This is a genomic window from Pararhizobium polonicum (assembly GCF_001687365.1).
Taxonomy (GTDB): domain Bacteria; phylum Pseudomonadota; class Alphaproteobacteria; order Rhizobiales; family Rhizobiaceae; genus Pararhizobium; species Pararhizobium polonicum.
The window spans coordinates 185,711-198,048 of sequence record NZ_LGLV01000014.1; the positions used below are offsets into that span (position 1 = coordinate 185,711).

The 12,338-nt window shown below is 58.0% G+C and carries 9 protein-coding genes and 1 pseudogene; 9 read left to right on the forward strand and 1 reads right to left on the reverse strand.

What is annotated here, in order from left to right; translation table 11 throughout:
• The first annotated feature begins 1 nt into the window (after position 1).
• From ADU59_RS21835 to ADU59_RS21875, 9 genes and pseudogenes are all read left to right on the forward strand, one after another.
• The gene (locus tag ADU59_RS21835; protein ID WP_068956482.1) at positions 2–2,257 is read left to right on the forward strand and encodes an MGH1-like glycoside hydrolase domain-containing protein; all 2,256 of its coding nucleotides are present in this window, start codon (positions 2–4) and stop codon (positions 2,255–2,257) included.
• 358 nt (positions 2,258–2,615) lie between these two features.
• A complete protein-coding gene (locus tag ADU59_RS21840) occupies positions 2,616–3,695 on the forward strand; it encodes an ABC transporter substrate-binding protein (RefSeq protein ID WP_068956483.1) in 1,080 nt (359 codons plus the stop codon).
• Complete coding sequence (locus ADU59_RS21845) at positions 3,685–4,599, forward strand: ABC transporter permease (protein ID WP_083198374.1); 915 nt, start codon at positions 3,685–3,687, stop codon at positions 4,597–4,599. The genes ADU59_RS21840 and ADU59_RS21845 overlap by 11 nt, the downstream gene beginning before the upstream one ends.
• A gap of 10 nt (positions 4,600–4,609) precedes the next feature.
• Entirely contained in the window at positions 4,610–5,389 is a 780-nt protein-coding gene (locus ADU59_RS21850; RefSeq protein ID WP_068956484.1) for an ABC transporter permease, read from the forward strand.
• On the forward strand, positions 5,376–6,425 hold the full coding sequence (locus tag ADU59_RS21855) for an ABC transporter ATP-binding protein (RefSeq protein WP_068956485.1): 1,050 nt from the start codon (positions 5,376–5,378) through the stop codon (positions 6,423–6,425). Before ADU59_RS21850 ends, ADU59_RS21855 begins: the two co-directional genes overlap by 14 nt.
• A 2-nt stretch (positions 6,426–6,427) precedes the next feature.
• Positions 6,428–7,024, forward strand: a complete 597-nt coding sequence (locus tag ADU59_RS21860) for a cysteine hydrolase family protein (RefSeq protein ID WP_068956487.1) — start codon at positions 6,428–6,430, stop codon at positions 7,022–7,024.
• A 50-nt stretch (positions 7,025–7,074) separates the two neighbouring features.
• Positions 7,075–7,563: a MarR family winged helix-turn-helix transcriptional regulator gene (locus ADU59_RS21865; RefSeq protein WP_068956489.1), complete on the forward strand. Its 489-nt coding sequence runs from the start codon at positions 7,075–7,077 to the stop codon at positions 7,561–7,563.
• Between the two features lie 27 nt (positions 7,564–7,590).
• The gene (locus ADU59_RS21870; RefSeq protein WP_068956491.1) at positions 7,591–9,939 is read left to right on the forward strand and encodes a beta-glucosidase family protein; all 2,349 of its coding nucleotides are present in this window, start codon (positions 7,591–7,593) and stop codon (positions 9,937–9,939) included.
• 331 nt (positions 9,940–10,270) lie between these two features.
• Positions 10,271–11,452 (forward strand): annotated as a pseudogene (locus tag ADU59_RS21875) (IS701 family transposase); the annotation flags it as partial.
• A 171-nt stretch (positions 11,453–11,623) separates the two neighbouring features.
• On the opposite strand, the gene ADU59_RS21880 reads toward ADU59_RS21875, so the two are convergent.
• A complete protein-coding gene (locus ADU59_RS21880) occupies positions 11,624–12,244 on the reverse strand; it encodes a hypothetical protein (protein ID WP_068956493.1) in 621 nt (206 codons plus the stop codon).
• Positions 12,245–12,338 lie beyond the last annotated feature (94 nt).

Consider the following 12,338-nt stretch of genomic DNA (forward strand, 5'->3'; position numbering starts at 1 on the left):
CATGCCAAAACACTCAACGATCCCCCTGATGCGCGCCTGGAACAGCTGGTCGGACCGGCCGGCCGAGATGGTTTTCCTGCCGCTCGGGGTGCGGATCACGCCGGTACTTTATTCCACGCGCAGCAAGACGACGTCGGCAATCGAGCCGCGGCACAATCCCGCCCGTCTCGGACGCCACGCCATCGACGGCTCGCTGATCGAACTCGAAACGGATCACACCGGCACGACGGTCGCCTTCTCCACCACGAAAACCGATCCGTTCGCAGTTTGCGGAAATTGGGAGGGAACGGTATCGGCCGAATGGGGCTTGCGGTTCTGGCTGACGCTGGCCGTATCGGCTGATGGCGGCGAGATCGGTGTCTATGACGGCGGCAGCAATACAACCCTCTTGAAGGTCGGCACCCGGTTCGTCGCGGTGGTGACGGCACAGGCTCCGGTCCACGTGACCGGCCATGCGACGATCGAAGCGTTGCGCGCCGATTTCGAGGAGAACGGATATTTCTACACAGCGACCCGCAGCGACGAGGCGCCTGTCATCGCACTGCGCTTCAATCTCGAAATGATGCGCAAGGGCGGCTACGCCGCCGCTGTCGCCGACAGCGCTGAACTCGCCATCGCAAAAGCACGCGCCTGCCTTGTGGAAGATACGCCGGCGCAGATACCCTATGCACAGACGGGCCTGTTTCCAGGATCGCTCGATGCGGTTCGGGATGTGGTCGCCTGGAACACCATTTGGGACGACACCAATGCGCGGCCCTATACGGCGGTGACCAGAATCTGGAACCTCGGAAAATTTGCGGTCTGGTACAACGACCAACTTTTCGCAGCGCTTCTTTCCTGCGTTTTCGACGCCGACCTGGCGCGCGAAAACATGGCGACAGCCATGGCCAGCGCCACGCCGCAAGGCAACATCGCCTGCATCGTCACCTCCAACGACGCCTGGGTCGATCGCAGCCAGCACCCGAACGGTGCGCTCGTCGCCTGGCAGCTTTACCAGCGTACCGGCGAACGCTCGATGCTAACAGCAAACTATGATGCCCTAGCCCGCAATCAACGCTGGTGGTGGGAAAACCGCGATCCCGGCGCCTTTGGTCTCCTGTCCTGCGGAACCTCCGATGTCGGCGAAGGTCTTTACAAGGGGACTGCCTTTGGCGCCCGCAACGAAACCGGAATGGACAATTCCGCAACCCATGACGAGGCGATCTACGATCCAGTCACCCGCACCTTGTCAACCTTCGATCTCGGATTGAACTGCGCGGCTGCGCTCGATGCCGAAATGCTGGCAAACATGGCGACGGTGCTTGGAAAGCATGCGGACGCGCAGGAATTTACCCATCTTGCAGACCGCTGCCGGACGTTGATTTCCGAAACTTTATGGGATGAGAGCCGCGGTCTCTTCGCCAACCGCCAGCGCAATGGCGGGTTCGTCCGCTCGCTTTCGCCCACCAGTTTCTACCCGCTCCTTTGCGGGGCTGCCACGCCGGCGCAGGCCGCCAGATTGCTGGAGCACCTCAGCGACGAGACGACGTTCGGCGGGGATTTCGTTCTACCCAACGCAACGCGCAACGACCCAGCCTTTGCCGACAACATCTACTGGCGCGGGCGCATCTGGCCGAACGTCAACTACATGGTCTGGCTCGGCCTGCGCCGTTACGGCTTCACGGCAGAGGCAAGCAAGCTCGCCAGCCAGAGCTATGCACTCTTCATGTCATCCTGGAGCAAGGATCGCATCGCCTCCGAAAACTATAATGCAGTGACCGGCGAGGCGATGGACCAGGGCGATACCGATCCGTTCTATATCTGGGCCGCCCTGCTCCCGCTGATGGCGGCGGGCGAGATCGTCGATTTCGATCCATGGTCCGGATGGACTGTGCGCAATACGGGTCAGGACCTGTCGATCGGCCCCATGCTGTCGCCGGCTGGAACATTGCATATCTCGGTAGATGCTGCCGTTCTTTCCATGACGATCAATGAAAAGCTCGTGCTGCAGACAGACCTGCAGGCGGCCTTGTCACAGATCGATATCGGCGATGGACGGTTTGTATGCTCCATCGCGCCCGTTGCCAATGATGGCTTCATTGACCTTCCCGGTATGACCGCAGGCACCGTCGCCATCGCCCGCCTGGGCGGAAACGACATTCGCCATGACACAAGCGCTGTGGGCATTCGCGTGGAGATCGCCAAAAGCGCGCAATCGCAGCGTCTGGAGGTCTATTTTTCGTCTCAGGACGCGCAGATGGCACCAAGAAGACCTTGACAGGAAAAGATTCATCAACAATAGTTTGTATACAAATAAAAAATGAAAAGACTGACACTAAGATCAGAGGGTTTGAACTGAGGACTAAATTGGGAAATCCATGTTTTCCAGACCAGTCCCGCATCGCGACTTGAAATGCATCGCTGGGTTAGACATCCTGCTCCGCTGTTGTTCGGGGCACGCTTTTGCTCGCACTGACATAGACGCCGCGACCGTTGTGATTCCTCCTGATTTTAATTTGTATACAAACTATTATGGCGTGTTTTACGCGCTTCCATTTCGGTTCTGCCGATCCCGTGGAGGTCGATGACTGCGGTCACGATCACCTGCAACTGTGTATTTCAAGAGGGGTGCCAAAATGACAGAGATCACAAGACGCAATACTTTGAAACTGATGTCCACAGCGCTGCTTTTAGCGGGCGCCGGCTTTTCCAGCTTGCCAGGCAAGGCCTTTGCGGCCGGCACCATCACTGTCCTGAACTGGCAGGGATACGGCACCGACGAAGCCTGGTCCGTCAAGGCTTTTACCGAGAAGACCGGCATTGAAGTCGTGCACGATTATTACAGCTCCGAATCGGAAATGCTGACAAAGCTGCGCACCAATCCAGGCACTTACGACCTGGTCGTTCTAAATGCCGCCCGCTGCGCTCAGGCCGTCGCCGAAGATCTGCTTCAGCCGATCGATTTCACCAAGGTCCCGAACGCTGCGACCGTCGATGACAATCTCCTATCCAATCCGAACTTTAGCAAGGACGGCAAAGGCTACGCGGTTCCCTGGGTCTGGGGCATGACGTCGCTCGCAATTCGCGAGGGCATGCCTGTGCCCGATAGCTACGCAGCTCTGGCCGATCCGGCTTACAAGGGCCGTGTCGCCATGGACGATGACGCGATCATCAACGTGGGCGTCGGCGCCCTCATGAGCGGACAGGACATCAACGATCCGAAGGATCTAGCTGCCGTCACCGCAGCGCTGAAATCGATCAAGCCGAATGTAAAGCTCTTGTGGTCGACAGAAGATCAGTGGAACAAGTCCTTTGCAGCCAAGGAGTTCGACCTGTCACTGTTCTGGTCTGGCGGCTCCGTGCGTTCCAAGCGCAACTCCAAGCTGCCGGTGACCTTCGTCGTTCCGAAGGAAGGCGGCATCGGCTGGGTCGATGGGCTCGGCATTCCGGCATCGGCTCCGAACGCCGAGGGCGCGCTTGCCTTCGCCAACTGGATGATCGATCCGGCATTCTACGTCGAATGGGCAACAAAAGTCGGGGCACCTGCCTCCTCCAACTCCGCCGCTCTGGAAGCACTTCCCGCTGATGACCTCAGCCGCCAGGTGCACAAGCCGGAATATCTGAAGACGATGGGCATCGTGTCGGGAATTCCGGACGACCGCCGCGAAGCCTTCAACAATGTCTGGCAGGAAGTGAAGGCTTTCTATGCAGAATGATCAGCTGACATTGGCGTCAGCGCGCGGACCTTCGGGTCCGCGCAGTCGGCGCACGCTCCCATCCTGGGTCTCGACGACGGCCCTGCTCATGCCAACATACGGCTGGCTTACGATTGCAGTTTTTCTGCCCCTTTTGACAATGTTCGCCTTCAGCTTCCTGTCGGCGACGCCGATGGGCAAGGCGCCGATCGTCTTCACGCTCAAGCAGTACCGGGCCTTCATCGACCAGCCCTATCTGGTCGGCATCGGCATCACATCGCTGCTGATCGGCTTCTGGACGACGCTTTTTTGTGCCATTCTCGGTTTTCTGGCAGCCGTCGCGCTGGTGCGCTCGACCTTCGGCAGAACACGCGAAATGCTGCTGATCCTTATTCTGCTACCTTTTTGGACGAACGGTCTGGTGCGCGTCTTTTCATGGACGATGGTCCTTCGCGAAAACGGCTTTCTGGACAGCTTGCTGCACATGGTGGCGCCCGAAGCCGGATCGATCGGTTTTCTTTACACGCGCTATGCCATCGTCGTCGGCCTCGTTCATGGCTATCTGCCCTACATGATCCTGACCTGCTATATCGCGCTCTCAACAATTGATGACGCGATCATCGAGGCAGCCGCGAGCCTTGGTGCGCGCTGGTGGACCATCCTTTTCAAGATACTTTTGCCTCTGGCGGCTCCCGGTCTGATTTCCGGCGCGGTACTGACCTTCATTCCGGTGATTGGCTCGTTCATGGAGCCGCGCATTCTCGGTGGCCGTGTTGGGGTAACCATGGGAACGGTGATCGAGGACCAGTTCACGCAGGCGTTCAACTGGCCGCTCGGCGCATCCCTGTCATTCACACTGCTCGCCGTGGTGCTTGCCATTTTCGCAACTTTCTCCGGCGTCCTGCGCCGTGGCACGGCATTGTGAGGAGACGCCGATGACATCGCTTGGCCGCTTCTATCTCATCGCCATCCTGGTTTTCCTCTACACGCCCATCCTCGTCATGATGGCGATGGGCTTCAATGCCTCTCCACTCTATGAGCTGCCCTTTTCGTTTTCGACCCAATGGTATGAAGCGCTCTGGAGCAACACGGTGCTCCTGAAGTCGGGCATGAACAGCATCATCATCGCCACCATCACCGCCGTTCTGGCAACGACGCTTGGGACGATGGCATCGGTGGCCCTGTCGAGGCGCACCTTTCGGGGCAAGAGCCTGCTGCAGCTGATGCTGCTCCCGCCGATTGCCATTCCATGGCTGATCACGGGCACCGCCATGCTGATCTTCTTCTACTGGAGCGGGATCGGCCGCGGCATGCATGCGCTGTTGATCGGCCATGTCGCGCTTGCCATCCCCTATGTCGTCCTCGTGGTCGGCACGGGCTTCAAGACGATCCGCGCCGATCTTGAAGAAGCTGCCATGAGCTTAGGCTCGACACCGGTCCATGCCTTCTTCTCCGTGACGCTACCGCTGCTTTATCCCAGTATTCTGGGGGCCGCGCTCTTTGCCTTCGCGGTTTCGCTCGATCAGTTCGTGATTTCCTACTTTCTCTCAACGCCCGGCTACACGACGCTGCCGGTGCAGATCTATTCCTCGATCCGCAAGGGCTTCACCCCTGAAATCAATGCGATCTCGACCGTGCTCCTGCTCGGCTCCATGACCGTGATCCTGATTTTTGCGCGCTTCGCCAAGCCCGGAGACACAAGTGACAAACGTTAAAGTCGATTCCGTCGCCAAGACCTATGGCACCACACCGGTTCTCGCCGATATCACCACCGAATTCACCGAAGGCTCCTTCACCAGTCTTCTGGGACCATCAGGCTCTGGCAAGACCACGCTGCTGCGCATCATTGCGGGCTTCATCAAGCCGGACCACGGCGTGGTGATGATCGGTAACAAGGATGTCACCGATGTCCCGGTCTGGGGCCGCAATATCGGCATGATGTTCCAGTCCTACGCCCTGTTTCCGCACATGACGATCGCCCAGAATGTTGCCTTCGGCCTGGAGCGACGCGGCATCAAGGGAGCCACCGCCCGCAAGGAAGTGGACCGCGCCCTTGAGATGGTGCGCCTTCCCGGCTTCGGCGACCGCACGCCCAAGCAATTGTCCGGAGGCCAGCAGCAGCGCGTCGCACTGGCACGCGCCATCGTCATCAAGCCGAGCGTGCTTCTGCTTGATGAACCGCTATCGGCGCTGGACCGCAGGCTGCGCCAGGAAATGCAGGTGGAATTGCTGCGTATCCAGCGCGAAAGCGGACTGACGACCATCTTCGTGACGCACGACCAGGAGGAGGCCCTGACGCTGTCGGACAAGGTGGCCATTCTCGACAAAGGCCGCATCGTCCAGATCGGCGAGCCGGAAACGGTCTATGAAAAACCACTGACCCGCTTTGCAGCCGAATTCCTTGGTGATTCCAACTTCCTCACTGGAACGGTCGAAAACGGCGCCGTTCGCCTGGCTGACGGCTCTCTGGTCAAAACCACGAGCGCCTTGCCATCCACGGGCTCCACCGTGACGCTTGCCATACGTCCGGAGAAGATGTCGATCTCGCCGGATCTTACCGGTGAAAACACCATGAAGGCACGCATCACCACCGTCATCTATGCAGGCCCCGTGCTGTCCTATCATCTGGAGACGGCCGATGGCCTGCCGCTCAAGCTGTTCGCGCAGAACCGCGACGGCACCGTGCTCAGCGAAGGCGACGACATTACCTTGAGCTGGGCTGCAGACCATACTGTCGCAGTCACGGATTGACCATGGAAACGCGGCCGGTCTCAAAAAATGCGTTGCACGTCGTCATCGATATGCAACGCATCTTTGCCGAAGAAACGGAATGGCATACGCCGGCGATTGCTGTCATCCTTCCAAACGTCCTGAAACTCACCGAGTCCAGGTCATCGGACACGGTATTCGCGCGTTTTGTTGTTCCGCAAAATGCCGATGCTGCAAAGGGTGCATGGAAAAGCTACTATCGGCGGTGGTCATCCGTTACCCTGGATGTGATCGATCCGGCGATGCTTGATCTCGTCGCGCCGCTTGCGGCAATAGCGGATGAAAGCTCCATCATCGATAAGGAAACCTACTCGATTTTCGGCACGGAGGGTTTTTCCAAAAGACTGCAGGCCGCAGGCATCGATACACTGATTTTCTCCGGCGTCGAGACCGATGTCTGCGTCTATGCCAGTGTGCTGGATGCAGTCGATGCAGGCTACCGCGTCATTCTCGCCGCCGATGCCCTGGCAAGCAGCAACGCGCAAGCGCATGACGTTGTTTTGGAGACCCTGGCTCCCAGGCTTTCGGAACAGATCGAGATTTTATCGACGGATGCTATTTTAAAGTTGTGGCGGGCTTGACGTTCAAAATGGCCATGGCTTCGTGGCACAGCACGATTTGAGGGATCCGGATGGATGTTCCGCTAAAAGACAATGTTGACTTGCCCGGCGACGCGGCGCCGTCAAGCGCGAGGACCAATGGCCGCCAGACGCAATATACGCTCGGAGAACAGATCGGTTTTTATCTGCGCCAGGCCAACCAGCGCCATGTCGCCATCTTCGCGAGCCTGATTTCGGAGAAGCTGACGACCACCCAGTGGGCAGCGCTCGTGAGGCTCAAGGATTTGCAGCCATGTTCGCAAGGCAATCTTGGACGCGAGACGGCCATGGACATGGCGACGATCAAGGGTGTCGTCGACCGCCTCGTCAAGCGCGGCCTCGTCCATACGGAACCGGATCCGACCGATGCGCGCCGGCTGGTTTTGACGCTGACGGCCGAAGGCGATGCAACGGTTGAACGCAATCTCTCGATTGCCTTGGAAATCTCGCAGCAAACACTGAGCACCCTGACGCCGGCAGAGCGGATGATGCTGATGGAACTGCTTCAGAAGATCTGTTGATAACAGCCGGAATTTAAAGAGACTTCAATGGTTCAGGATACCCATGATGACATGACGCTGCTCGTCGATCAGATGACGGCTGCGGAAAAGGCCGATCTTTTGAGCGGCCAGGGCCTATGGAAAACGGCCGCCATCGAGAGGCTCGGCATCCCGTCAATCCTAATGACCGACGGCGCCTACGGTGTTCGATACTCAACCACGCAGATCAATGCCGGCGATAGCGACGACAATAGCCTTCAGGGGTTTCTAGCTCTGGTCAACCAGCAGGCCGATGAGGCGGGCACCATGTTCGGCACCACGCGGCCGGCGACGTGTTTTCCAAACGGCAATCTGCTCGGCTGTTCCTGGGATATAGACCTTGCTTACCGCATGGGGGCTGCCCTTGCGGCAGAGTGCCAGAACTTCGGCGTCCATTTGCTGCTCGGGCCGGGGATCAATACGCGGCGCACACCGCTTGCCGGCCGTGCCTATGAATATTATTCCGAGGACCCGATCATCAACGGTGACCTTGCCGCAGCCTTGATCTGCGGCATGCAGGACAACGGCGTCGGCGCATCGCTGAAGCATTTCGCCTGCAACAATTCCGAGATCGAGCGCACCACGACCAGCTCAGATGTCGATGAGCGCGCCCTGCGCGAGATTTATCTTGCCGGCTTCGAGCGGGCGATCGAAAAAGGCCGCCCATGGACTGTCATGAGCGCCTATAATCCGGTGAATGGCATTCACGCGACGCAGAACGCCTGGCTGTTGACGACGGTGCTGCGCGAGCAATGGGGCTATGACGGGCTCGTTGTTTCCGATTGGCATGCGATCAGGGACAGGCCGGCTTCTCTTACAGCCGGAACCGATCTCGACATGCCGGAAAGCAAACCGCGCAAGGCGCAGCTTCTTACGGCAATCGAAGGCGGCGGGATCGACCGGGAAACCATCGACGCGTCCTGCAGAAGAGTGCTCGATCTGGTTCAGCGCTGCAAAGCAAACGAGAAGCCGGGCACTCCAGCCGACCTCGAAGATCACCACGTTCTGTCCCGCCAGATCGCTGCAGAATCGATCGTTCTGCTGCGCAACGAAAACGCGGCTTTGCCGCTTGACGCCTCCGCCTCACCGCGCATCCTGGTGGTCGGCAATGGAGCGGTCGCGCCGGTCATTCAAGGCTCCGGCTCGGCCACCACCAATCCTTACCGGGTTGATATACCCTTCGAGCAGATTTGCAAAAGGGCCGGTGAACACTGCACCATCCGTCACATGCCGTTCGATGTTGAGACCACCGCCGATGCGGCTTCCGCGATCAACACGGTTTTGCACGCGGCAGCAGATTGCGATGTCGTCCTTGTCTTCACCGAAAACGAAAAGAGCCGCAACGGCGAGGGCAATGATCGCGATACACTGAAGCTGGTCAAAGGTCACGATGATCTCATCGGCGCATTGGCGGCTGCAGGCCGCCGCGTTGTTGTTGTCCTTTCGATGCCGGATACGGTGGAGATGCCCTGGCTTCATAAAGTGGATGCGGTTCTCGCCTGCTTTTTCCCAGGCCAAGGCGGTGGCGAGGCGATCGCCCGCGTGCTTTTCGGCGACCAGAATCCTTGCGGCAAGCTCTCCACCAGCATGCCCGTTCGCATCGAAGACATTCCAGGTTGGCACACCTATCCTGGCGAACATGACCACCATATCTATAGCGAAGGCGTCTTCGTCGGATACCGCTACTACGACCTAAAGGCTATTGCACCGGCTTTCCCCTTTGGACATGGCCTGAGCTACACGGACTTTTCCTATGAAAACCTGTCTATCAACAGGGAGACGATCGCGCCGGGTGAGAGCTGCACCGTTACCGTCACGATCCGCAATACTGGGAAAATCGCAGGCAAGGAAATTGTTCAGCTCTATGTGCGGCCGGTCAGGCCCGGGTTGAAGCGCCCGATCCGGGAGTTGAAGGCATTTTCCAAAGTGCACTTGGAGCGCGGAGAAGCAAAAACGATTGACCTCTTGCTGCACCCGCGCGACTTCCAGCATTTCGACGTATCACGCTCCAATTGGGTGCTGGATGCAGAGGCTTTCATCATCGAGGTAGCATCATCTTCACGCGATATTCGTCAAAGCAGGAACGTTGCCTGTGAACGTCAAGTCTTTCCTCTGAAAAAACTCTCCACACGGTCTTCGCCATCGCTCATTTTTTCCCATCCTCAAGCTGAAAATGCTCTAAAATCCTTCCTTGTCGCGAAATTACTGCTTTCGAAGGAGGAAGCGGTGGCTATTCTCGATCAAGTGCGCAAGTCTTTCCTTGGCTTCTACGATACGCTGAGTTGGTACGTGGGCGACAGCGTGCCGGAAGCTGAAATAGCGGCCGTTCTTGATGAACTTAACCAGACTGAAGAGTAGAAATCAGCGTGCGTCCCTATCGCTGGAGTGAAGCTTCAGTCGGATCGCCTTGAAGGGATCTAAGCCAGCGGCCATGCCACACAGATTCGAGGTCGAGCTCAACGATATCTGGGCCTCCGTATTCCGCGCAGGGTAAGGAATACTTGGCAGTCGGGATCCGACAAGCAGCCTTCGCAATTTCCAGTCGCACCCATGTATATCCCATCGATATATCCCTCCTTTCAATCTAGCACTACTTTGGCAGATTAACCTCGGTTAATGATGATCGGCCATCTTTGCACTTCCATAGGGGTGCGAAGAATGGCAGAGCAGGATGTTGCACTGACGGAATGTGAAGCCGTTCGTTGAGACGCTTGGCCACAAGAAGCGTCGGCAGATGTGCCCGATCTATGTTTCTGGCCTGATCGAGCCGGGAGATCGCAAGAGTATCGAGCCGATGGCGGAGCGCCTGGCACCTGAGCGCTATGACCGCCTGCATCATTTCATCTCGGACGGAATTTGGGACGCCGGTCCGCTTGCGGCGGAATTGGCGGTGCAGGCTGACAGAATAGTTGGGGCTTCAGATGCTTTTCTGGTGATCAATGATACAGCTCTTCCGAAGAAGGGCGACCATTCTGTTGGAGTCGCACCGCAATATGCATCGATGCTGGGCAAGCGAGCCAACTGCCAGACGCTGGTGTCATTGACGCTGGCACGCGCCGAGGCTCCTGTCCCCGTTGGCCTGCGGCTGTTCCTGCCCGACAGTTGGACCAGTGATCAGGATCGGATGGCAAAAGCCGGCGTTCCCGAGCCAATGCGCCTATCCCGCACCAAACCGGAGATCGCGCTTGACGAGATCGATCGGCTCATTGCCGCGGGCGTGCGATTTGGCACCGTGCTTGCTGACGCAGGTTACGGTCTGTCGGCCGCTTTTCGCCAGGGGTTGAGTGCGCGGGGTCTCACCTGGGCCGTCGGCATTCCCAAGCATCAGAAGGTGTATCCCCATGATGTCGCGTTGATCTTTCCTGTTGCTGGCCATGGACGACCGCGCAAGCATACAATCCCCGATACGCTGCCGACCGCAGCCGAAACGATCCTTGCGGCATCGACATGGAAGACACTCAGCTGGCGGCGTGGCACCAAAGGCCGATTGACCGCGCGCTTTGCTGCCCTGCGTATTCGAATTGCGGATGGCAGCCCGCAGCGTATCCTCGACAAGGGACAACAGCACATGCCGGGCGAAGAGGCGTGGCTGGTTGGCGAGTGGCGCTCAAACGACGAACGCAAATATTATCTATCCAATCTGCCCGCCGCGGCGACATTGAAACAACTCGCGGCGACCATTAAAGCTCGTTGGGTCTGCGAGCAGGCGCATCAGCAGATGAAGGAAGAACTCGGCCTCGATCACTTCGAAGGCCGATCATGGCAAGGCCTCCATCGACACGCACTGATGACCATGATCGCTTATGCCTTCCTGCAACATCAGCGCCTATACAAAGCAAAGCGGGAAAAAAAGGAACAGACGCGGCCCGCCTAAACCGACATTGCCAGCTATCCGACGCGCCGTCATAGCCGCGCTCTTAAACCACCATCCACCACAACGATGTCCACACTGCCGTATCAGCTTCCAAATGACCCCAAAATCAATTCTGCCAAAGTAGTGCTAGCCCTGGCAGGCATAGAGTCCCAATTGACCCGAAAGGGTTTACATGCGCGAGGCCGCTATTCTTGCAATCTCGACCGTTTTCTCGAATCCGATGCCGTTCGTCGTGATCGTGACGTTGTCCTTACCCTTGAAAAAAAGGACCGTGTAGTAATCCGTCGTGTTGTCGGCAATTTTTACTCCCCACGCGACATCGCCAACACCAGGCACTTCGACGACCTCTCCAGGCTTTTTTTCCCGCTTCGTATATTCGATGATCCCATCGAAATAGGTTCGCTCCATCCCGGCAGGAAGGCCATTGGTTTCACCCGTAAAGTACATGACCTTCGCGTAGGCATCCGGTGTGCTCCCTTCCCAGGCACAAAGGCCGTCATTGGTCGTCTCGGTGATTCGCGCGGGGGCGCCGACGAAGGCTCCCATCTCGTCCGCCGTCACCGTCTTACAGGCGACGATGCTCGGGTCGATGGTAATTGTTGGCGGCATTGCCCCATCCGCTGCGAGTGCAGGTCCAGCCATGCTCAGGGCCAGCATTGTAAATCCGATGTCGAGTCGCACGATCTTCCTTTCGTCCGGTTTCGTTGTTGAGCCGACGACCAACTCGCCGGCAAGGTTAGCGATCAATGCCGGCAAGTAAATGATATTGACCTGCCACTGAAGTTTCATCCGGCTGCGATTAGGGCGTCGGTGGTTATGAACCGCCCCCAACATGGTAGAGGTCGGAACAGCAGACGAAGTCTTATTTCTCGGAAGCCATCTT

Bases quoted from the DNA above. Each gene is read 5' to 3' on its own strand.
- ADU59_RS21860 (WP_068956487.1), top strand. From the start codon at position 6,428: ATGGAAACGCGGCCGGTCTCAAAAAATGCGTTGCACGTCGTCATCGAT.
- ADU59_RS21865 (WP_068956489.1), top strand. From the start codon at position 7,075: ATGGATGTTCCGCTAAAAGACAATGTTGACTTGCCCGGCGACGCGGCG.
- ADU59_RS21880 (WP_068956493.1), bottom strand. From the start codon at position 12,244: ATGAAACTTCAGTGGCAGGTCAATATCATTTACTTGCCGGCATTGATC.
- ADU59_RS21835 (WP_068956482.1), top strand. From the start codon at position 2: ATGCCAAAACACTCAACGATCCCCCTGATGCGCGCCTGGAACAGCTGG.
- ADU59_RS21870 (WP_068956491.1), top strand. From the start codon at position 7,591: ATGGTTCAGGATACCCATGATGACATGACGCTGCTCGTCGATCAGATG.
- ADU59_RS21850 (WP_068956484.1), top strand. From the start codon at position 4,610: ATGACATCGCTTGGCCGCTTCTATCTCATCGCCATCCTGGTTTTCCTC.
- ADU59_RS21840 (WP_068956483.1), top strand. From the start codon at position 2,616: ATGACAGAGATCACAAGACGCAATACTTTGAAACTGATGTCCACAGCG.
- ADU59_RS21845 (WP_083198374.1), top strand. From the start codon at position 3,685: ATGCAGAATGATCAGCTGACATTGGCGTCAGCGCGCGGACCTTCGGGT.